This is a genomic window from Streptomyces lacaronensis (assembly GCF_047337785.1).
Taxonomy (GTDB): Bacteria; Actinomycetota; Actinomycetes; order Streptomycetales; family Streptomycetaceae; genus Streptomyces; species Streptomyces lycopersici.
In genome coordinates, this window is sequence record NZ_JBLHDK010000003.1 from 4,855,887 (window position 1) to 4,877,197 (window position 21,311).

The following is a 21,311-nucleotide window of genomic DNA, read 5'->3' on the forward strand; positions in this document are numbered from 1 at the left end:
CGGTTTCGTACCCCTCCAGCATAAGCCCGGCAGAATCGAAACTACGCCGTTTCGTTCGTGGTCTCGGTCACACAACCGAGTTGCTCCGAATGGCGTAGCTCGAAAACATGGGTGGGTGGAGCCTTACGCATGCGACGACGACCTGGCGTACCTGCGATTCCCGCATCTGCACGGCGACTTGCTGTGCTTCGCGGCCGAGGACGATCTGTGGGCCGCCCCACTGACCGCCCCGGGTGAGCCACCCGGGCGAGCGTGGCGGCTCACCGTGGACCGTACCCGCGTCGGGCCTCCCCGCTTCTCCCCCGACGGCTCCCAGATCGCGTTCACCACCTGGCGCAGCCTCGACCCGGAGATCTATCTCGTCCCCTCGGCCGGCGGCCCGGCCCGCCGGCTGACCTACTGGGGCAGTACGGACGCCACGGTCTGCGGCTGGACCCCGCCGGACCAGGACGGCGCCTCCCAGATCCTCGCGGTCTCCTCCCATGAGCAGCCGTTCTCCCACTTCTCCTGGGCCTACAGCCTGCCCACCGACGGCAGCCCCGGCGGGCGGCTGCCGTGGGGGCCGGTGGCCGACATCGCGGTGGCCGACCTCGACGGCGAGCGCCGCACCCTGCTGCTCACCGGCAAGCCGCCGCACGAGCCCTCCACCTGGAAGCGCTACCGGGGCGGTGCGATGGGCCGGCTGTGGCTGCACGGCACCCGGCTCGTGGAGAAGCTGAACGGCCATCTGGACGCGGCGATGTTCGTCGGCGGCCGGATCGCCTTCCTCTCCGACCACGAGGGCATCGGCAACCTCTACTCCTGTCTGCCCGACGGCACCGATCTGCGCCGCCACACCGACCACGCCGACTTCTACGCCCGGCACGCCTCGACCGACGGCTCCCGCGTCGTCTACCAGTGCGCGGGCGAGCTGTGGCTGGTGGACGACCTGAGCCCGGACGGCGAGCCGCGCAGGCTGGACGTGCGGCTCGGCGGCGCGCGCACCGGGCGGCGGCCCTACCAGGTGCCCGCCGCCTCGCACATCGACTCGCTGTCGGTGGACACCACCGGGCGGGCCAGCGCGGTGTGCGTCCGCGGCAGCCTGTACTGGCTCACCCACCGCGACGGTCCCGCCCGCACCCTCGCCGACACCCCGGGCGTGCGGGTGCGGCTGCCCGTGATGCTGGGCTCGACCGGCCGGGTCGCCTACCTCACCGACGCGGAGGGCGAGGACGCGATCGAGATAGCGCAGCTGCCCCGGGCCACCGGCCCCACCGAGCCGCGCCGACTGGCCGCCGGTCGGCTGGGCCGGGTGCACGAGCTGGAGCCCTCGCCGGACGGCGACCTGCTCGCGGTCGCCGCGGGCGACGGGCGGCTGCTGCTGGTGGACACCTCCCCCGACGGGGACGGCGAGGTCACCGAGCTGATCCAGTCGGACAACGGCCCGGTGGGCAACCTGGCCTTCGCCCCCGACTCGGCCTGGCTCGCCTGGTCCCACCCCGGGATAGGGCGCTCCCTGCGCTCTATCAAGATCGCGCGGCTGGCCGACCGGACCATTGTGGATGTGACCAATGGGCGGTTCGAGGACGAGGAGCCGGTCTTCACCAGCGACGGCCGCTATCTCGCCTTCCTCTCCTGGCGCGGCTTCGACCCGGTCTACGACGTGCACACCGGCGACCTCTCCTTCCCGCTGGGCTGCCGCCCCTATCTCGTACCGCTGTCCTCCGCCACCCCCTCGCCCTTCGCGCTGTCCCCCGAGGGGCGCCCGGCGGCGGGCGGGCTGGACCCGGACGTCAGCGGGGGCGAGAGCGACGGCGACGGCACGGTGACGGTCGAGGTGGAGGGGCTGGCCAGCCGGGTCACGGCCTTCCCGGTCTCCGCGTCCAAGTACTCGTCGCTGAGCCCGGTCAGCGGCGGCGGGCTGGTGTGGCTGCGCTGGCCGATCTCGGGCGCGCTCGGCGAGACGTTCGCCAGCCCGGACGAGACCTCGAGCCGCCCCACCCTGGAACACTTCGACCTGGCGAAGGCCAAGCGCACCGAACTCGCCGGTGAGCTGGACTGGTTCGTGGTCAGCGGCGACGGCACCCGGCTGGTGGCGTACGACGACGGCGATCTGCGCGCGATGCCCGCCACCGAGTCCGGCGACAGCGACTCCACCGTCCACCTCGACATGCGGCGGATCCAGCACACCGCCGATCCGGCGGCCGAGTGGCGGCAGGCGTATGACGAGGCCGGGCGCATCACCCGCCACTACTACTGGGACCCCGGGATGTGCGGTGTCGACTGGGACGGGGTGCTCGACCAGTACCGTCCGCTGGTCGAACGGGTCGCCTCGCCCGACGAGTTCACCGATCTGCTCCGCGAGACCCTCGGCGAGCTGGGCACCTCGCACGCCTATGTCAGCGCCGCGCGGCGCAACGAGGGGCCGTCCCACTACCAGCGCCCCATCGGGCTGCTCGGCGCCAACCTCACCCGCTTGCCCAAGGACGGGCGGTGGGCGGTGGCCCGCATCCTGCCCGGTGAGTCCTCCGACTCCCGGGCCCGCTCACCGCTGGCCGGTCTGGGGATCCGGGACGGCGCCGTGCTCACCCATGTCGACGGGCGCCCGGTGGACCCGGTCGCCGGTCCGTATCCGCTGCTGACGGCCGCGGGCGGCACGACGGTGGAGCTGACCTTCGAGCCGCCGGACGGCGAGGGGCCGCCGCGCCGGGTCGCGGTCTCCCCGCTGATCGACGACCGGCCGCTGCGCTACCAGGACTGGGTCGCCCAGCGCCGGTCCGTGGTGCGGGAGTTGAGCGACGGGCGGTGCGGCTATCTCCACATCCCCGACATGGGCGGGTCCGGCTGGGCGCAGTTCAACCGCGATCTGCGCCGCGAGATGTCGCTGCCCGCGCTGATCGTGGACGTCCGGGGCAACGCGGGGGGCAACATCAGCGAGCTGGTGGTGGAGAAGCTCACCCGCAAGGTCATGGGCTGGGACCTCACCCGCAACGCCCAGCCCGTGTCGTACTCCAGCAACGCGCCGCGCGGGCCGATCGTCGCGGTCGCCGACGAGGCGACCTCCTCCGACGGCGACATGATCACCGCGGCCTTCAAGATCCAGGGCATCGGGCCGGTGGTGGGGCTGCGCACCTGGGGCGGGGTGGTCGGGATGACCGGGCGTCACCGCCTCGGCGACGGCACGTCGATCACGGTGCCGATGAATGCCGCGTGGTTCGACGCCTACCGCTGGGGCGTGGAGAACCACGGTGTGGAGCCGGACATCGAGGCGCCGCGCTCCCCCGTGGACTGGGCGGAGGGCCGCCATCCGCAACTGGGGGTCGCCGTCCGTACGGCGCTCGATCTGCTGGAGCGGCATCCGGCCGCGACCCCGCCGGACTACTCGGACGTCCCCGACCTGCGCCGCCCCCAACTGCCGCCGCGCAACGGGAACTGAGCGCGGCGGACGCGGGCGGACGCAGGCGCGGGCGGCACGCAGGGGCGGGCGGCACGCAGGCGCGGGCACGGGCGGGCGGCACGCAGGGGTGTATCCCCATGGTCGACCATGGGGATACGCCCCTCCCGCCCTCTGTGCGTCACATCTCTTCGAAGGGCTCCTGGTCCATCGTCTCGTCGCCCACGCCCGGCTGACGTCGCTCACGACCCATCCGCTGGGACTGCCCGTGAGCCTCCGGCCGGTCCTGCTGGCCACGGCGCTGCCCCTGCCCCGGTTCCCGGCGGGCGCGCTCCTCCATACGCTCACCGGACTGCATGCGCTCAGCCGACTGCGTGCGCTCACCGGACTGCGTCTGCTGACCGCGCCGCGGCTCCTGGCTCCGCCTGCCCTGCTGCTTCCGCTTGGCCTGCTCAGCCTTCTCGTTCGACTGGTCCTTGGGGCCCATGTGTCACTCCTCATCGGATGAATGGCGTCGGGCCCGACAAGAGTTACACGCACCGACTTTCTCCGCATTCCGGACCGACAGAGCCGAAGAAAGTGCAGGTCAGGTCGGTTGACGGAGCGTTACTGGTGACCCTCCGTGCCTACGGTGCCCACGGCCCCCGCCGTGCGCGCCTTCTCGTCCGCCGCGCCGCCCTCGCCCACCAGACCGCCCCGCGCCTCCCGGGTGGCCGCCAGCCTAGGCTCGGCGCGGCGCATCTCGCGCCGCCCCACGGCGAGGATGAACGCGGGCAGATAGCCGCGCGTCGACTGCATACCGCGCAGCCACCACTGCGCGTACACATGCGCCGACCGGCGCTCGATGCCCGCCACCAGCCGCTCCACCGCCGGGCCCAGCGGATAGGTGCGGCCCGCGGGCCAGGGCAGCCGCTGCCGCAGCTCGCGCATCACCTCGTCCCGGTCGGCGCCGCGCACCATATCGGTGTCCGTCCAGCTCAGATAGCCCACGCCGACCCGGACCCCACGGTGGCCCACCTCGGCCCGCAGACTGTGGGCGAACGCCTCGACCCCGGACTTGGACGCGCAGTACGCCGTCATCATGGGCGCGGGCGCGATCGCGGCGAGCGAGGCGATCTGGAGCAGATAGCCGCGACTGGCGGTCAGCGCGGGCAGGAAGGCGCGGGCCGTGGTGGCGCTGCCCAGCAGATTCACCTCGATCACCCGCCGCCAGGCCCTCTCATCGGTGTCGAGGAACGGACCGGCCTGGGCCACGCCCGCGTTGGCACAGACGATGTCCACCGCGCCGAACCGCTCCACGACCTCCTCCGCCACCCGCGTCATCGCCTCGGCGTCGGTGACATCGGCGTGCCAGTAGGCGGAGTCGGTGGGCAGCCGCTCCGAGACCCGCTTCAGCTCCTCGGGCTCCAGGCCCACCAGCGCGACCCTCGCGCCGCGTGCGGAGAGCTTGCGGGCGAGCAGCTCGCCGACGCCCCGCGCCGCACCCGTCACCACCGCGACCTGGCCCTCAAGACCCCTGCGTGCACTCATGCCGTCTGCTCCTTCGCTGCCACTGCCGTGTGCCCGGCTTCCGTCGCTGTTGTGGGGTGCGATACCTGAGAGGGGGATTCCTGAGAAGTGGGCTGGGATTTCTGAGGGTGGGATTCCTGGGAGTGGGATTCCTGAGAGTGGGGTTCCTGAGAGTGGGATTCCTGAGAGGCTGTGAGATCAGTTTCCCGGGCTGTCCCGTACTCCTCGACCAGGCCGCGTATCACCCCGGTCACCGCCTCGGGATCCTCCAGCGGGGTCATATGGCCGAGCCCCGGGAGCTCGGTCAGTCCGGTGCAGTGCGGCAGTGCGGCGGCGAGGGCGTGAGCGTGCTCGGGCGGGGTGAGCCGGTCGGCGGTGCCGACGATGACGGCCGTGGGCACGGCCAGTTGACCGACCCGCGCGTCCAGTTCGAGGTCGGCCAGGACCCGGCCCCATCCGGCGCGTACGACGCGGGGGCAGGCGTGCAGGATCCGCGCGGCCACCTCCACCGTGGCCGGGTCGGTGCCGGGGCCCATCGCGACGTACCGCACCAGCCGCTTGGCGAGCGGGGTGACCGGGCCCAGCGGGGCGCGTGAGCCGAGCAGCAGGCGGTGCGCCCGCGCCCGCGCCCGTGGGGAGCGCAGCGGCACCACCCTCGACCGCTCCATCAGCCGTGAGGCACCGGTACTGCACAGCACCGCGGCGGCCGCGCGCTCGCGCAGCGTCGGACGGTCGGCCGCGGCCATCAGCGTCATCGCCCCCATGGAGTGGCCCGCCAGCACGGCCCGCCGACCGGGCGGAAGGGTCGCTTCCAGCACCGCCACCAGATCGTCGGCCAAGGCGTGGGTGCTGTAGCCGCCGGGTCCTGGGGCCGGGCTGCGGCCATGGCCGCGCTGGTCGTAGAGGATCACCCGGTGGTCGGCCGAGAGGGCGCGCAGCACCGGCGCCCAGAAGGCCGTGGAGCAGACCCAGCCGTGCGCGAGCACGACGGCCGGGGCGTCCTCGGGGCCGTGCAGCTCCGTATGGATCCGGCTCCCGTCGGCCGAGACGACCGTCAGCTCGCGATCCGGCACGGGCGGGACGTACGGCCCCGAAGGCGGCGAAGGAGCCCGCCTCACCGCGATCCCCTCCCCGCACCGGCCGTGGACACCGTGGCCTTGACCGGCCCGGTGCGCGGCCGCACCACCGTGTACTCGGCGAGGTCCACGCGCCGGGTGACCCTCCTCAGCTCGGACGTCGTACCGGGCCACAGGGTGGTGTTGCGGCCGTTGTCGAGGTACCAGCTGTCGCAACCTCCGGTGTTCCACACCGTGCGTTCCATCCTCTCTTGGATCATGTCGGTGTAGGCGCGCACCGCCGAGGGCCGGGCGTCCAGCGCCACCTTGCCGCCGAGGGTGTCCAACTGGCGCAGATAGTCGGCCATATAGGCCAGCTGCGCCTCGATGACGAGGATCATCGAGCTGTTCCCGAGGCCGGTGTTGGGCCCGATGATGGTCAGGAAGTTGGGGAAGCCCGCCGGGGTGGTGCCGCGCAGCGCCTCCATCCCGCCCCTCCACTCCTCCGCGAGCGTCGTCCCGCGCGCCCCGGTCACCCGCTGGGCTATGGGGACGTCGGTCACATGGAAGCCGGTGCCGAAGATGATCACGTCGGCCTCGGTCTCGGTGCCGTCCGCACCGACCAGGGTGCTGCCGCGCACCTCCTTCAACCCTGTGGGGACCACGTCCACATGCGGCTGGGCGAGCGCCGGATAGTAGTCGTTGGAGAGCAGGATGCGCTTGCAGCCGATGCGGTAGTCGGGGGTCAGCGCCGCCCGCAGCCCCGGATCCTTGACGGCCCGTCGCATATGGGCGCGGGCCAGCCGCTCCACGAACCGCATCTCGCCCGGCCGCTTGGTGAAGGCCCCGACCTGCAGCTCCCGGATGCCCCACAGCACCCCGCGGCGCAGCGACCGGGTGGCCGGGATCTTCGAGTGCAGCCATCGCTCGAGGCCGCTGATCCGGCGGTCCATCCGCGGCAGCACCCAGGGCGGTGTGCGCTGGAAGAGGGTGAGCCGGCCGACCTCACGCTGGATGGCGGGAACGATCTGGATGGCCGAGGCGCCGGTGCCGATCATCGCCACCCGCTTGCCGCGCAGATCGGTGGTGTGGTCCCAGCGCGCGGAGTGGAAGACGGCGCCGGGGAAGCCGTCGAGCCCCGGGATGTCCGGGATCCGGGGGTCGGCGAGCGGACCGGTGGCGCTGACCACCACATCGGCGGTCAGCGAGCCCCGCGCCGTGTCCACCTCCCAGTGCACCGCCTCGGTGTCCCAGCGCAGGGACCGCACCTCGGCGCCGAAGCGCAGGTGCGGCCGCAGCCCGAAGGTGTCGGCGACCCGCTCCAGATAGGCACGGATATGGGGCTGACCGGAGAAGTTCCGGGGCCAGTCGGGGTTGGGCGCGAAGGAGAAGGAGTACAGATGCGACGGGACATCGCAGGCACAGCCCGGATAGGTGTTGTCCCGCCAGGCGCCGCCGACCGCGTCCGCGCGCTCCAGCACCACGAAGTCCGTGATGCCCGCGCGGCGCAGCCGCACCGCCGCCCCCAGCCCGCCGAACCCGGCCCCGATCACCGCCACCCGTACATGCTCATGCGTCAGCCCAGCCATGCCGCCGCCTTCCACGAACGCGAATACGACCGTGCCAGCAATCACTGGCACGATGGGAGCGTAGGACAGGGATCTACCAAGCGGTAGGGGCTGTGGATAACGAAGTTACCGGCGGTCGCACCCGACCGGCCGGGGCATGGGCTTCGGCATAGGCTTCCCTCGTGGCGACGAGCGAAGCGGACGAGGTACGCGAGTACCGCATGGCGGAACTGGCCGAGAAGGCCGGGATCACCGTGCGGACCCTGCGCTTCTACCGGGAGCGCAAGCTGCTCCCGTCGCCACGCCGCGAGGGCCGGATCGCCTGGTACAACGACCACCATCTGGCCCGGCTGCGGACGATCGCGGCGCTGCTGGAGCGCGGCCACACCCTCGGCGGGATCGCCGAGCTGCTCGCCGCCTTCGAAAGCGGCCGCCGGGACGTCGGCGAGCTGCTCGGGCTGCCCGGCGCCGCCGCCTCCTGGCCCGCGGAGACCCCGGTCCGGCTCCGGCCCGAGGCGCTCGCGGACTACTTCCAGGGCGAGGTCACCCCGGAGAACCTCAGCACCTCACTCGACCTCGGCTACCTGGCCGTCGACGGCGACGAGATCGTCCACCTCAGCCGCCGCCTGCTGGACGTCTCACACACCCTGGTCGAACAGGGCGTCCCGCTGGCCGCCGTGCTCGGCGCGGCGCGCGAGGTGCGTGAGCATGTGGACGCGATCGCCGAGACCTTCGTCACCCTGCTGCGCGCCCATGTGCTGGCGGACGCCGTGGAGCGCGGCGAGGACGTCGGCGAGACCGTGGAGCGGCTGCGGCCACTGGCCACGAGCGTGGTGGACGCCGAGCTGACGATGGCCATGAACCGCCGGATGCGGGCGGAGCTGGGCGAGACGCCACCCAAGGGCCACTCCGGGAGTCAGTGAGCCCAAGGCGCCGACAAGCCCGCGGGGCGGGCGAACCCACGGAGACCGACGAACCCACGGAGACCGACGAACCCACGGAGACCGACGAACCCACGGAAGCCGACGAACCCACAGGACCGCCGCCCCCGCGAACCTCAGTGCGCCGGGCCGTAGGCCACCGTCACCGGGGCGTGGTCGCTCCACCGCTGGTCGTAGGCGGCCGCCCGCTCCACCACCGCCTTGACCGCGCGCCCGGCGAGCCCCGGGGTGGCGATCTGGTAGTCGATGCGCCAGCCCGCGTCGTTGTCGAAGGCCCGGCCGCGGTAGGACCACCACGAGTACGGACCCGCGACGTCCGGGTGCAGGGCGCGCACCACGTCCACGTACGCCGCCTCCTCGAAGACGCTGGTCAGCCAGGCGCGTTCCTCCGGCAGGAAGCCGGACTTCTTCTGGTTGGCCTTCCAGTTCTTGAGGTCGCCCTCCTGGTGGGCGATGTTCCAGTCGCCGCACACCAGCGCCTCGCGCCCACCGGCCGCCGCCCGCTCGCGCAACTCCTTCAGATACGGAAGGAACTCCGCCATGAAGCGCTCCTTCTCGTCCTGGCGGTCCGTGCCGACCTCACCCGAGGGGAGGTACAGGCTGCCGACGGTCACGCCCGGCAGATCGACCTCCACATAGCGGCCGCTGCCGTCGAACTCGGACGACCCGAAGCCGACCCGGACGCCCTCCAGCCCGCGCCGGGCGTACACCGACACCCCGGCCCGCCCCTTGGCCGCCGCTGGGGCGTGCACCACATGCCAGCCGTCGGGTTCTCGGACCGTCTCGGGCAGCTCCTTGGGCTCGGCGCGCACCTCCTGGAGGCACACCACATCGGCCGCGGTGCCGTCCAGCCAGGAGACGAAGCCCTTCTTGGCGGCGGCGCGCAGCCCGTTCACATTCACGGTCGTCACGGTGAGCACGCCCGGCACGATACGCGACAAAATCAACGGCCCCTCCCCCTGCATAGAAGTACGATCCATCGCATGGACGTTCGAGTCATTCGCTACGATCACCCTGACGCCCGCAAACTCGACGAGGAAGTGCAGGTGGAGTACGCCGAGCGCTACGGCGAGGGTGATCTGACGCATATGGACGCGGCCCACTTCGACCCGCCGCACGGCCTCTATCTCATCGTGTACGACACGGACGGCACCCCGGTCGCGAGCGGCGGCTGGCGCAGCCAGGAGCGGAGCGAGGAGGGCTACGAGGACGGGGACGCCGAGATCAAGCGGATGTTCGTGGTGCGCGCGGCACGCGGGCGGGGGCTGGCCCGGCGGATCCTGGCGGCGCTGGAGGACAGCGCGCGGAAGGCGGGGCGGGTGCGGATGGTCCTGGAGACCGGCACCGAGCAGCCCGAGGCCATCGCGCTGTACACCTCGTCCGGCTACGCACCGGTGACCAAGTTCGGGATCTACCGCTTCGAGGAGACCAGCCGCTGCTACGCCAAGCTCCTCACGGACGCGACGGGCTCCACGGACATGCCGGGCGCAGCGGGCACGACGGGCACGACGGACCTCACGGATGGACTCACGGGCGCACCCGTAAGCCCATGACGAAGGGCCCGCTCCGAACGCGGAGCGGGCCCATTGACGCCTGTCGCGTGTCTGCGAGCCGATCAGCCCTGACCGGCGAACTTCTTACTGATGGCCTCGAACACGCCCTTGGCCTCGGCGCCCAGATGCGGCCCGGCGAGCCAGGTGTGTCCGTACGAGCCGATCGAACTGTTGGACACCAGCACCGTCTTACCGCCGTGGTTGACGAACCAGCCACCGCCCGAGGTACCGCCCGTCATAGAGCAGCCGATCCGGTACATCGTCGGCGAGGTGGGCGAGAACGACAGCCGACCCGGCCTGCTGGTGCAGTTGAACATCTTCGCCCCGTCGTACGGCGGGGCCTGCGGATAGCCGTACGCGCCGATCGAGCTCACCCGGTCCGCCGACGGCGCCCCGAACCACACCGGCACCGAGGCCCCGACCGTCTCCTGCAGCGACTTGCCGCCACCGTTCTCGGGCTTCAGATGCAGCACCGCGAAGTCGTACGCCGACCCGACCCCGCCGGTCTTACCGCCTTGTCCGATCCACTCGGACGAGGTCTGCGACCAGTCCGCCCACCACACGCCGTAGGGGCTGACCTCGTTCTGCGCCGCCGACTGGGTCTGCTCGGCCGGCAGTCCGTTGTCGTTGTACGAGGGCACGAACACGATGTTGCGCATCCAGCCGCCCTGCTTACCGGAGTGCACACAGTGGCCCGCGGTCCACACCAGGTTGGACTTCCCCGGGTGGGCCGGGTCGTCGATGACCGTCCCGGAGCACACCATCGGCCCCTCGGGGCTGTCGAAGAACACCTTCCCGACCGGCGCCATGTTCTGGTGGTACGGCCGCGAGACCTGCTTGGCCGGCACGGCGGGCGGCTCGGGGTCGGTGGCCGCCTGGTCCTGGCCGGCGCTCTGCGTGGAGACGGTGTGCGACGAGTCCTTCGCCTTGGCCATCCGGGACGGCTGCCAGAAGTTCTTGATGATCGGATTGGCGAATTCCGATGCCTTGCGGGCCCACTTGTCCCAGTCCTTCCAGCCGCCCTCCTTCCACTTCTTCAGGTCGTCCAGACTCGTCGGGACGCCATCGGGCAGCTTGATCCCGTCCTTGGCCTGCTGCTCGGTGGACGCGGCCGAGGAGCTCGACGAGGAAGCCGCCTCGTCGTCACCGGGCCCGCAGGCCGAAGCGGAGACCACCAGCAGCGCGGTCATGGCCGCGGCCGCCACGGTGGAACGGCGTATGAGTGGCATGGAGCCTTATCCCCCTGTTGTGGTGCAGTTGTTGCGCTGTGATGTGTTGTGCCGCCCTCTGCCCTACGGCGCTTTCACGCCATGGAGCCGCAGGACCGGGCACCTACTATGCCCGTGCCCCTGGCCTGCGCCATCACCTGTCCCCCGGCTCGCACCAAACACGAACGCGGTAAGCACGATTCCATGACATCGCGCGCCCTCCCCCGGCGGCCGAACGTCCACCCGAGCGGATCAAGCCCGGTGGCGAGGCGCAGAGACCTCCTTAAGGCTTGACCGCATACGAACACGGGCCTCCTGTGCCAGGGGTCTGCTCTGCGGCGCTTTCGAAGGAGACACGCCATGGCCGCTTCTGGAGGTTCCCGACGTTCGGAGCGCGATGTCGCCGGATTCACGGCCTCGCCGCAGCTCGCCCAAGCGTTGCAGCAGATCGTGGTCGACCTCGTCGAACTGCACCTCCAGGGCAAGCAGGCCCACTGGAACGTGGTCGGCCACAACTTCCGGGACCTGCACCTTCAACTGGATCAGATCGTGGACGACGCCCGCGAGTCGGCCGACACCATCGCCGAACGCATGCGCGCCCTGGCCGCCATCCCGGACGGCCGCTCCGAGACCGTGGCAGCGACCACCACACTCCCCGCCTTCCCGGCGGGCGAGGCGAGCGTGAGCGCCGTCGTCGACCTCGTCACCGCCCGCCTGCGCGCCACCGTCGACACCCTCCGCACCCTCCACGACCAGGTCGACAGCGAGGACCCCTCCACGGCCGACCTGCTGCACGCGATCATCGACTCCCTGGAGAAACACGCCTGGATGGTCAGCGCCGAAAACCGCTCCGCCTGATCCCGCCACACAAAACCAGGCACCAAAAAGCCCCCGCCGAATATCCCCGGCGGGGGCTTTGAGCTGCGGTGGACCTGAGGGGATTTGAACCCCTGACCCCCTCGATGCGAACGAGGTGCGCTACCAGTCTGCGCCACAGGCCCTTGCAACGAGTGAAACTCTAGCATCCCCTCCGGGGTGCTTGGTAATCCGTTCCTCGCTGGTCAGTGAAGGGGCCGTCACTCGTTGGCAGCACGCGGCCGGTCCTCGTCGGCGTACTGGTCGAAGAGGGGGGTACGGCCGCGGTCGCGGGTGCCGCGGGGTGGGGCGGCGACCGGGTCCGGGGCCGGGGCGGGGTCATGGGCGGAGGCGGGGTCGACGGTGCTGGAGCGGGCCGAGCTCCAGGCGTCGGGGGCGGCCAGGTCGACGCTGCCGGTGGCGCGCGGAGCGACCGGGGCGGTGACGTAGGTGGGCAGCGGGACCGGCACCGGCTCCCAGCCCTCACCGGCGGCCGGGCCCCGCTCCCGCTCGCGCTCCTGGTCCACCCACTCGGCGTGATCGGTCTGCTCGACCAGCGCGCGGCGCCCGGCCGCGTGCGGCGAGGGCGCCTTCGCGGGGGCGGGCTCGGCCTCGGCGGGAGGGTCGGCGGGGCAGTCCTCGGCGGAGGGCTCCTCGGCGGACGGATGGGCCCGCGGACGGCGCTCACGCAGCCGCTGCGCGGCCTGCTCGGCGTGGCGCTGGTCCATGGTGAAGGCGAAGCGCCGGCGCTCCTGGGCGCGGAGATAGGCGATATAGGCGCTGAGCAGTATGGCCGGGATGCCCGGGGCCCACAGGAAGGCGAGGCCGCCGACGGCCGCGACGATCGCGCCGAGAGTGAAGGCGACGAAGAGGATCACGGTGGTGCGGCGGCGGCGCGCGAGCACTCGGGCGCGCCGTCCGCGGTCCAGCGCGCTCCAGCCTCCGCCGCCTGCCCCGCGTGCACCGCTCACGCTCCCGGCGCCCGCGCCCCGCGCACCGCTCGCACCTCCGGCGCCCGCAGCCCGCGCACCGCTCGTACCTCCGGCCCCCGCGCCCCGCGCACCGCTCGCGCCTCCGGCCGCCGGTGCCGACGCGCCCTCGGCGGGGGCGTCGGCGCCCATGGAGACGGGGGCACGCAGGGTTACGGGCTCGGCGAAGGCCCGGACGTCGACCGCGTCGGTCACCGCTTCCGGGTCGGCCGCGTAGCGCCCCGGCTCGGGGGCGCCACCCGTGGCGGGGGCGTCCGCGTCCTCGGCGGTGCGCTCGGCGGGGTCGTCCGCCGGGTCCCCGGGGCGCTCGAGGTCCACACGGCTCTTGGCGTAACGACGCTCCATGCCCGCCCGTCCGGACAGCAGCCGGATGGCGGTGCTGAAGCGTTCCGTCGGACGGGCCTCATTGAGCTCGTCCTGCCTACGAAGCCACATCGGCACCAAATAGGCGGCCCAGGCCCCGACGATGACTGCGTAGATGAGGCCACTGCTGCTCACGCTCACACGGTAGAGGGGTCCGCATGAGGCCATCTGCCAATTGGCGCGGTGTGTCGCACGATCTGGCTGATATCTCGAAAGTTTTTTGTGATTGTTGGGATGACCAGGTTGGAAATGTTCTCCCGATATTCGAACAGGTATTTTATTTCTGCGATGCTCCTGGTCGGGTCCGGTGCCACCGGTTCAGCAGTCCCTCGGACAGTTCCTCCGCCGTGAGCGCGTAGACCAGGTGGTCGCGCCATGCGCCGTCGATGTGCAGATAGCGCGGCCGCAGCCCTTCCTGGCGGAATCCCAGTTTCTCCACCACCCGGCGACTGGGCAGGTTCTCGGGCCGGATACACACCTCGATGCGGTGCAGTCCGACGGTGCGGAAGCAGTGGTCGACGGCGAGCGCCACCGACGTCGGCATCACTCCGCGCCCGGCCACCGCCTGGTCGACCCAATAGCCGACATGGCCCGAGCACATCGACCCCCAGGTGATCCCGGCGACCGTCAACTGCCCGGCCAGCCGCCCCTGGTACTCGATGATGAACGGCAGCATCCGCCCCGCGTGCGCCTCCGCCCGCAGATGGCGGACCATCTGCCGGTAGGTGGGCCGGTGGGTGACGGGGCCGCCCGGCGGGGGCGGCGGAATGGTCGCCTCCCAGCGCCGCAGCCACTCCCGGTTGCGCTGGTTGACCTCGCGCCAGGCGCGCTGGTCGCGCAGCTTTATGGGGCGGAGGACGGTGTCGCCGTCCGCCAGCACGACCGGCCAGGGGGCGTTCAGCGCGAGCTCCCGGCCTGCCCCGCGGGATCGGCGGGATCATCGGCGGAGGCGGCGGAATCGGCGGGTCTGCGGTGGTCCCCACCGTGGATCTGGTCGACCGCGTGGACCAGGAGGCGGCCGAGCACCTCAAGGCCGTCACGCACCCCTCCGGTGGAGCCGGGCAGGTTGACGACCAGGGTCGTGCCGGCGACCCCGGCCAAGCCCCGGGAGAGCGCGGCGGTGGGCACCTTGGCGAGCCCCTCGGCGCGGATGGCCTCCGCGACACCGGGGATCTCGTAGTCCAGGACCCGGCGGGTGGCCTCCGGGGTGCGGTCGGTGGGAGTGAGGCCGGTGCCGCCGGTGGTCACCACGACGTCGTACGAGGCCGCCACGGCGTCCCGCAGCGCGGCCTCAACCGGATCGCCGTCGGGCACCACGCGCGGGCCGTCCACGGCGAAGCCGAGGGCGGCCAGCCCCTCGGCGATCAGCGGGCCCCCGGTGTCGGCGTAGACCCCGGCGGCGGCGCGGTTGGAGGCGGTGACGACCAGGGCGCGGCGTGACGCCGCTGAGCCGCTCATGCCCGGCTCCAGTCGCCGGACTTGCCGCCGGTCTTCTCCTCCACCCGGACGTCGGTGATGACGGCTCCCTTGTCGACGGCCTTGACCATGTCGATCACCGTCAGGGCGGCGACTGAGACGGCCGTCAGGGCCTCCATCTCCACGCCTGTGCGGTCCGTGGTCTTCACGGTCGCGGTGATCTCGACGGCGTCGTCGGCGACCTCGAGGTCCACCGTGACGCCCGACACCGCGAGCGGATGACACAGCGGGATCAGGTCCGGGGTCCGCTTGGCGCCCATGATGCCCGCGATCCGGGCGGTGGCGAGGGCGTCGCCCTTGGGGAGGCCTTCGCCGCGCAGCAGTTCCACGACGCGCGGCGCCACGCGCACGCGGCCGCTCGCCCGGGCGGTCCGCGCGGTGACGTCCTTGGCAGAGACGTCGACCATGCGGGCGGCGCCCGACGGGTCGAGGTGGGTGAGATGGTCCTGGGCGCTGCTCATCGTTCTCCCGGTCCGGGCCAGGTGGCTCCTGTGTGGGACGACACCGTACCCGCCGCGGTCGGCGGCTAGGCCAGCAGGACGACGTCCACCTCGGCGCCGGGGGCGACCTGGGTGACGTCCTCGGGGACGACGATCAGCGCGTTGGCGTGCGCCATGGCCTTGATCAGGTGCGATCCCGCGCCGCCCACCGGGCTGACGGTGGCCGGCCCGTCGAGTGTGGCCGGCTCGTACCAGCCACGCAGGAACTGGCGCCTGTCCTTGGGCGAGGAGACGACACCCTCGGGGCAGACCGCCTGGACGGTGGTGCGGTGGACGTCTGCGCTCCCCAGCATGGTGCGGATGACGGGGCGCACGAAGAGCTCGAAGGAGACATACGAGCTCACCGGGTTGCCGGGCAGGGCCATCAGCGGGGTGTTCTCCGGGCCGACCCGGCCGAAGCCCTGGGGCTTGCCGGGCTGCATGGCCAGCTTGCGGAAGTGCACCTCGTGCATCGCCTCCTTGACCACGTCGTAGGCGCCGACGCTGACGCCGCCGCTGGTGACGACGATGTCGGCGCGGACCAGCTGGTCCTCGACGGCGGCGCGCAGCGTGGCGGCGTCGTCGGCCACCGCGCCCACCCGGTAGGCGATCGCGCCGGCCTCCCGGGCGGCGGCCGTGAGCTGGAAGCTGTTGGAGTCGTGGATCCGGCCGGGGCCCGCCTCCTCACCGGGCTGGACCAGCTCGCTGCCGGTGGAGAGCACCACCACCCGCGGCCGGGGCCGCACCAGCACGGTGGCGCGGCCGAGCGCGGCCAGCAGCCCCAACTGCGAGGCGCCCAGGACCGTGCCGGCGCGCAGCGCGAGCTCGCCCGCGTCCGCGTCGCTGCCCCGGGTGCGCACGTGCTGGCCCTCCCGCGCCGGGCGGAAGACGCGCACCCTGCCGCTGCCGCCGTGGGGGTCCGAGCCCCGCGCGGGCATATGGGTGACCGGCCCGCTGTCGAGTCCGCCGTCGGTCCACTCGACGGGGACGATGGCCTGGCCGCCGGGCGGGACCGGGGCACCGGTCATGATCCGGGCCGCCTCGCCCGGGCCCACGGCGGGCAGGTCACCGCTGCCCGCCGCGATGTCGCCGATGACGGTCAGCACCGCGGGATGGTCCTCGGTCGCGGCCGCGACGTCAGCGGTACGGACGGCATAGCCGTCCATGGAGCTGTTGTCGAACGGCGGAAGCGCGCCGGGGACGGTGACGTCCTCCACCAGGACGCAGCCCTGGGCCTCGAGCAACTGCAGCTCGATCGGCTCCAGCGGATGGACGTGCCCGAGGATGTCGTCGAGGTGCTCGGCCACCGTCCAGACCCGGTCCTGGTCCGGGCCGCGGTCGGCGGCCCGTTCTGCGGTGCTGCTCAAGGTGCTACATCTCCTCGGTGACGTAACTGCGAAGCCATTCCCGGAACTCCGGGCCCAGGTCTTCACGTTCGCACGCGAGTCTGACAATGGCACGCAGATAGTCGCCACGGTCGCCTGTGTCGTAGCGGCGTCCCTTGAAGACGACGCCGTGCACCGGGCCGCCGAGGTCCGGACTGGAGGCTAGCGCCTGTAGGGCGTCGGTGAGCTGGATCTCGCCACCGCGGCCCGGCTCGGTCTCGCGCAGCACCCCGAAGACGGCAGGGTCGAGCACATAGCGGCCGATGACGGCGTAGTTGCTGGGCGCGTCCGCGCGGTCGGGCTTCTCGACCAGGCCGGTGACCTGGACGACGTCGTCGTCCACGGTCGGCTTGACGGCCGCGCAGCCATAGAGGTGGATCTGCGCCGGGTCCACCTCCATCAGGGCGATGACACTGCCGCCGTGCCGCTCCTGGATGTCGACCATGCGGGCCAGTAGCGGGTCGCGGGCATCAATGAGGTCGTCGCCGAGGAGGACGGCAAAGGGCTGGTCACCGACGTGCGGGGCGGCACAGAGCACGGCGTGGCCGAGACCCCTGGGGTCTCCCTGGCGCACGTAGTGCATGGTCGCCAGGTCGCTGGACTCCTGGACGCGGGCGAGTCGGGTCTCGTCGCCCTTACGGGTCAGGGTCTCTTCGAGCTCGTAGTTGCGGTCGAAGTGGTCTTCCAGGGGGCGCTTGTTACGACCGGTGATCATGAGGACGTCGGACAGCCCGGCGGTGACTGCTTCCTCGACGACGTACTGGATCGCCGGCTTGTCGACGACCGGCAGCATCTCCTTGGGGGTGGCCTTGGTGGCCGGAAGAAAGCGGGTTCCGAGTCCCGCGGCAGGGATGACAGCCTTGCTGATCCGAGTACGCGATTGAGTCATGTACCGAACCCTATCCGGTGCCTTTGGGACAGATGATGAGCATTCGGTGAATATGGCATGAGACAGGGAGATTGCGCACCCAGTGATCAACACCGACGCTAGTAAGCGCGCGTTGCGGAGACGTCACCTGACGATGAGGTCCAGGTTGACGGCGGATGACATCGAGACGGCCGGCACCGCTCTGGCGTGTCGTGCCCTGGAGCTTCCCGAGCTCGCCGGGGCGGCCACGGTGGCGGCCTATGTGTCCGTGGGCGGCGAGCCCGGCACGCACGCCCTGAGGGAGGCCCTGCGCGCCCGCGGGGTCCGGGTGCTGCTTCCGGTGCTGCTCGAGGACGACGATCTCGACTGGGGCGAGGACGAGGGGCCCGGCCGGCTGGCACCCGCCCGGCGCGGCCTGCTGGAGCCCGAGGGGCCGCGGCTCGGCCCCGAGGCGGTGACCGGGGCGGACGTGGTGCTGCTGCCCGGGCTCGCGGTGGACCGGCGCGGGATGCGGCTGGGCCGCGGCGGTGGCTCGTACGACCGGGTGCTGGCCCGGCTGGCGGCGGCGGGGGCCGACCCGGCGCTGGTGGTGCTGCTGTACGACGGCGAACTGCTGGACGAGGTGCCCGGGGAGGCCCACGACCGTCCGGTGCACGCGGCGGTGACGCCGTCCGGCCTCCACCGCTTCACGCCGCGGCCCCGCTGAAGGCGCCAGGAGGCGCCTGTCGGCGAGGGCGCGAGGATCGAACGGGCCCGGGGCCGACCGGGAGCGGAAACGCCCCTCAGACGGCCACCGGGCCCTTCGGTGCCCCGTGCGGGGCCCTGGGTGCTCCATGGGCACTACGGGGTGAGCGCCAGCTCGTCCTCCGTCGCCTTGTCCACGGCGCTCTTGTTGAACGCCCAGGGCAGCAGCTCGCCCTTCGCCCACTTCTCGGTCTGGTCGGTGTAGTGCGCGTTGTAGGCGTGGCCGGAGGCGCCGGTGAGGTTGATCCAGCGCGACTTGTCCAGGTTGTCGAGGTTGACGATCATTCGCATCGAGGGGACCCAGGTGACGTCGTAGCCGCCCGCGGCGTTCCAGCCGGTGGCGTTGACCGCCGCCTCGCCGCCGGAGAGGTTCCACGGGCCCCGGTTGAGGAGCCACTGCACCACGCCGGGACCGTCGGTGCCCAGGGTCTGGTTCTTCAGCGTCAGCCGGTGCAGCCGGCCCCAGCTCCAGCTGTTGATGTCCTTGCCCAGCTTGGCGGTGAGCTCCGAGCGCGCGGCCCGCATGGCCTGCCCCAGCAACTCGTCACGGTTGGTGGCGCCGGGCTTGTTGCGGGTGCCCGCCGTCTTCCACCAGTCGTTCTTCGGGTCCTTGATGATCTTGCGCAGGACCTCGTACCAGCGGTCGCCGCCGTCGGGCTGGGCCATGTCGGGGTCGCGCTTACCGCATTCACGCACCAGCCGGGCGTTGCCGTTCAGATCCTCCAGCGGGCCCGAGTCGTCGGCCGGGCGCACCCGCAGGCACTCCCCCTTGACCCGCAGCTCCTTGGGGAGCTTGTCGCCGAAGGCCAGCTTGAGGGTGTTGCGCCAGACGGCGTTGAAGTAGGCGGCGGCCGCCGAGTCCGAGTCCTGGGTGTAGTCCCAGCTCTCCAACAGCTTCTGGGCCTGGCCTACGTAGTCGTCCTTGACGTCGATCTTCAGCAGATAGGGCGTCAGCAGCTTGGCGATCTCGCTGCTGTTGTCCATCTGCAGGGACTGCATGTCGTCCGTGGAGATCTTCCCGCCATCCTTGACCTTCGACTCGATGAGGTCGGTGATGCGCTGGCTCCGCGCGCCGTAGCCCCAGTCGTCGGTCAGCAGATACGGGTAGTTCTTCTTGTCTATGACGGCCTGGTTGGCGGTGACGATATAGCCGCGATCCGGGTTGAGCTCCCAGGGCAGCGCCGACTGCGGGATGTACTTGCTCCACTTGTAGCGCGAGTCCCAGCCGGGCGCCGGGTAGCGGCCGTCACCCTCGGAGCGCACCGGGATCTGGCCGGGCGCCTGATAGCCGATGTTGCCCTTGGTGTCGGCGTAGATGAGGTTCTGGGAGGGGACCGCGAAGTCGCGGGCCGCCTTGCGGAAGTCGCTGAAGTTCTTGGCGGTGTTGAGCCTGAAGACCGAGTCCATGGTGTTGGACGGGGTCAGCGCGGTCCACTTCAGCGCCACCGCGTAGCCGTCGCCGCGGTCGGGGGCCACGTCATCGGCGCCGGTGCCCACCGGGGCGCTCTTACCGACGCCGGTGAGCTCGTCGTCACGGTCGGAGACGATCGGGCCGTTGTTGGTGGTGCGGACGGTGATCTTACGGCTCGCGCCGCCCGCGACCTTGATGGTCTCCTCGCGGGTGGTGAACGGAACCTGCTTGCCGTCGTAGAGATAGCCGTCGGAGGTGACCTTCTCCAGGTACAGGTCACTGACGTCGGCGCCGAGGTTGGTCATGCCCCAGCTGATGTCCTGGTTGTGACCTATGACGACACCGGGCAGACCCGCGAAGGTGAAGCCCGCGGTGTCGTACGGACACGCGCTGCTGACCTGCTTGCAGTGCAGCCCCATCTGGTACCAGACGGACGGCAGCTGGGGCGCCAGGTGCGGATCGTTGGCGAGCAGCGGCTTGCCGGTGGTCGTGTACTTGCCGGAGACCACCCACGAGTTGGAGCCGATACCGGTCCCGTTCGGGCCCAGCAGCGCCGGAACGTCGTCCAGGGTCTTGGAGAGCGAGGACAGCTGCGTCTGCAGCCCCTGAGCGGCTCCGGTGGCCCCTCCGTCCACCGAGCCGGTGCCACCCGTACCGCTCGTGGAGCCGGCCGGGGTGCCCTTGGGGTCGAACTCGTCCGTGACCTCGTTGACGGCGCCGCCCTGGACGATCGGCTTGTTCCGGCTGTACGGGTAGGACGGGTAGAGCTCGTCTATCTGCTTGGCGCTGAGCCGGTTGGAGGCCAGGGCGCGGTCCACCTCGTCCTGCATGTTGCCGCGCAGGTCCCAGGCCATCGCCTTCAGCCACGCCAACGAGTCGACCGGGGTCCACTTCTCGGGCTTGTAGCCGTCGTTCTTGAAGTCCAGGGCCGCGTACTCGACGGACAGCGCGTCGCCTTGGTGGTCCTTGAGGTAGGCGTTGACGCCGTCGGAGTAGGCCCGCAGATACTTCTTGGTGGCGGCCGACACCTTGGTGTCGTACTCCTGCTTGGCGACCCGGTGCCAGCCCATGGTGCGCAGGAACGCGTCGGTCTCCACCTGGCCGGAACCGAACATCTCCGAGAGCCGGCCCGCGGTCATATGGCGGCGGACGTCCATCTCCCAGAAGCGGTCCTGGGCCTGGACGAACCCCTGGGCGCGGAAGAGGTCCTCGGGGGTGCCGGCGTAGATCTGAGGTATCCCGTAGCCGTCACGTTTGACCTGCACGGGGCCGGACAACCCCTTCAGCTGCAGCGATCCCGTGGTCTCCGGGAATGAGGCTCGAACTGTACTGATGCTCCAGTACGCGCCGTAGCCGACGCCCCCGACGAGCAGCAGCACGACTGCGATCACGATCAGGCGGAGACGTCGGCTCTTCTTCTTTTTGGGAGAAGAGCCGGTTGTGTTGGCGGGCATCGCTGTCCTTCGAGGGGCAGGGTGAACCTGGAGTGCTGGAGCAACCATAGGCGCAGCGCTGTCGCCGCCCCTACGCGGAG

At 71.4% G+C, this 21,311-nt stretch carries 18 protein-coding genes and 1 tRNA gene; 5 read left to right on the top strand and 14 right to left on the bottom strand.

Going from position 1 to position 21,311, the window contains the following annotated elements:
* Positions 1 to 115 precede the first annotated feature (115 nt).
* Positions 116 to 3,415: a S41 family peptidase gene (locus tag ACMTAK_RS20575; RefSeq protein WP_413807585.1), complete on the top strand. Its 3,300-nt coding sequence runs from the start codon at positions 116 to 118 to the stop codon at positions 3,413 to 3,415.
* A gap of 139 nt (positions 3,416 to 3,554) precedes the next feature.
* On the opposite strand, the gene ACMTAK_RS20580 is transcribed toward ACMTAK_RS20575, so the two are convergent.
* The 4 genes from ACMTAK_RS20580 to ACMTAK_RS20595 form a co-directional block, all read right to left on the bottom strand.
* Entirely contained in the window at positions 3,555 to 3,860 is a 306-nt protein-coding gene (locus ACMTAK_RS20580; RefSeq protein ID WP_413807586.1) for a hypothetical protein, read from the bottom strand.
* A 119-nt stretch (positions 3,861 to 3,979) separates the two neighbouring features.
* Positions 3,980 to 4,903 (bottom strand): SDR family oxidoreductase, encoded by a 924-nt coding sequence (locus ACMTAK_RS20585; RefSeq protein ID WP_413807587.1) that lies wholly within the window; start codon positions 4,901 to 4,903, stop codon positions 3,980 to 3,982.
* On the bottom strand, positions 4,900 to 6,000 hold the full coding sequence (locus ACMTAK_RS20590; protein ID WP_413807588.1) for an alpha/beta fold hydrolase: 1,101 nt from the start codon (positions 5,998 to 6,000) through the stop codon (positions 4,900 to 4,902). The genes ACMTAK_RS20585 and ACMTAK_RS20590 overlap by 4 nt, the downstream gene beginning before the upstream one ends.
* A complete protein-coding gene (locus tag ACMTAK_RS20595) occupies positions 5,997 to 7,526 on the bottom strand; it encodes a flavin-containing monooxygenase (RefSeq protein ID WP_413812949.1) in 1,530 nt (509 codons plus the stop codon). The genes ACMTAK_RS20590 and ACMTAK_RS20595 overlap by 4 nt, the downstream gene beginning before the upstream one ends.
* 200 nt (positions 7,527 to 7,726) lie before the next feature.
* On the opposite strand from ACMTAK_RS20595, the gene ACMTAK_RS20600 reads away from it, so the two are divergent.
* Positions 7,727 to 8,428 carry a MerR family transcriptional regulator gene (locus ACMTAK_RS20600; RefSeq protein ID WP_413812950.1) on the top strand — a complete coding sequence of 234 codons (702 nt, stop codon included), beginning with the start codon at positions 7,727 to 7,729 and terminating at the stop codon, positions 8,426 to 8,428.
* A gap of 134 nt (positions 8,429 to 8,562) precedes the next feature.
* Here ACMTAK_RS20600 and ACMTAK_RS20605 read toward each other — a convergent pair whose 3' ends face one another.
* Positions 8,563 to 9,366 (bottom strand): exodeoxyribonuclease III, encoded by an 804-nt coding sequence (locus ACMTAK_RS20605; protein WP_413807589.1) that lies wholly within the window; start codon positions 9,364 to 9,366, stop codon positions 8,563 to 8,565.
* 63 nt (positions 9,367 to 9,429) lie between these two features.
* Between ACMTAK_RS20605 and ACMTAK_RS20610 the strand changes: the two genes are divergently transcribed.
* On the top strand, positions 9,430 to 9,999 hold the full coding sequence (locus ACMTAK_RS20610; RefSeq protein WP_413807590.1) for a GNAT family N-acetyltransferase: 570 nt from the start codon (positions 9,430 to 9,432) through the stop codon (positions 9,997 to 9,999).
* 62 nt (positions 10,000 to 10,061) lie between these two features.
* On the opposite strand, the gene ACMTAK_RS20615 is transcribed toward ACMTAK_RS20610, so the two are convergent.
* On the bottom strand, positions 10,062 to 11,228 hold the full coding sequence (locus ACMTAK_RS20615) for a trypsin-like serine peptidase (protein ID WP_413807591.1): 1,167 nt from the start codon (positions 11,226 to 11,228) through the stop codon (positions 10,062 to 10,064).
* A gap of 339 nt (positions 11,229 to 11,567) precedes the next feature.
* Here ACMTAK_RS20615 and ACMTAK_RS20620 point away from each other — a divergent pair, with 339 nt between their 5' ends.
* The gene (locus tag ACMTAK_RS20620; protein WP_413807592.1) at positions 11,568 to 12,065 is read left to right on the top strand and encodes a Dps family protein; all 498 of its coding nucleotides are present in this window, start codon (positions 11,568 to 11,570) and stop codon (positions 12,063 to 12,065) included.
* 69 nt (positions 12,066 to 12,134) lie between these two features.
* Here the strand turns inward: ACMTAK_RS20620 and ACMTAK_RS20625 are convergent.
* The 7 genes from ACMTAK_RS20625 to galU all read right to left on the bottom strand — a co-directional run bounded on the left by ACMTAK_RS20625 (position 12,135) and on the right by galU (position 17,643).
* A tRNA-Ala gene (locus ACMTAK_RS20625) sits at positions 12,135 to 12,208 on the bottom strand.
* 75 nt (positions 12,209 to 12,283) lie between these two features.
* Positions 12,284 to 13,549 carry a divisome protein SepX/GlpR gene (sepX, locus tag ACMTAK_RS20630; protein ID WP_413807593.1) on the bottom strand — a complete coding sequence of 422 codons (1,266 nt, stop codon included), beginning with the start codon at positions 13,547 to 13,549 and terminating at the stop codon, positions 12,284 to 12,286.
* A 142-nt stretch (positions 13,550 to 13,691) separates the two neighbouring features.
* A complete protein-coding gene (locus ACMTAK_RS20635) occupies positions 13,692 to 14,315 on the bottom strand; it encodes a GNAT family N-acetyltransferase (RefSeq protein ID WP_413812951.1) in 624 nt (207 codons plus the stop codon).
* Positions 14,312 to 14,872 (bottom strand): MogA/MoaB family molybdenum cofactor biosynthesis protein, encoded by a 561-nt coding sequence (locus ACMTAK_RS20640; protein WP_413807594.1) that lies wholly within the window; start codon positions 14,870 to 14,872, stop codon positions 14,312 to 14,314. Before ACMTAK_RS20640 ends, ACMTAK_RS20635 begins: the two co-directional genes overlap by 4 nt.
* Positions 14,869 to 15,351 carry a cyclic pyranopterin monophosphate synthase MoaC gene (moaC, locus tag ACMTAK_RS20645; RefSeq protein WP_138914182.1) on the bottom strand — a complete coding sequence of 161 codons (483 nt, stop codon included), beginning with the start codon at positions 15,349 to 15,351 and terminating at the stop codon, positions 14,869 to 14,871. The genes ACMTAK_RS20640 and moaC overlap by 4 nt, the downstream gene beginning before the upstream one ends.
* Before the next feature lie 65 nt (positions 15,352 to 15,416).
* Positions 15,417 to 16,736: a molybdotransferase-like divisome protein Glp gene (glp, locus tag ACMTAK_RS20650; RefSeq protein WP_413807595.1), complete on the bottom strand. Its 1,320-nt coding sequence runs from the start codon at positions 16,734 to 16,736 to the stop codon at positions 15,417 to 15,419.
* Positions 16,737 to 16,740: 4 nt separating this feature from the next.
* Positions 16,741 to 17,643 carry a UTP--glucose-1-phosphate uridylyltransferase GalU gene (galU, locus tag ACMTAK_RS20655; RefSeq protein WP_413807596.1) on the bottom strand — a complete coding sequence of 301 codons (903 nt, stop codon included), beginning with the start codon at positions 17,641 to 17,643 and terminating at the stop codon, positions 16,741 to 16,743.
* 85 nt (positions 17,644 to 17,728) lie between these two features.
* Between galU and ACMTAK_RS20660 the strand changes: the two genes are divergently transcribed.
* The gene (locus ACMTAK_RS20660; protein ID WP_413812952.1) at positions 17,729 to 18,328 is read left to right on the top strand and encodes a 5-formyltetrahydrofolate cyclo-ligase; all 600 of its coding nucleotides are present in this window, start codon (positions 17,729 to 17,731) and stop codon (positions 18,326 to 18,328) included.
* Between the two features lie 134 nt (positions 18,329 to 18,462).
* Here ACMTAK_RS20660 and ACMTAK_RS20665 read toward each other — a convergent pair whose 3' ends face one another.
* Entirely contained in the window at positions 18,463 to 21,231 is a 2,769-nt protein-coding gene (locus ACMTAK_RS20665) for a penicillin acylase family protein (RefSeq protein ID WP_413807597.1), read from the bottom strand.
* Positions 21,232 to 21,311 lie beyond the last annotated feature (80 nt).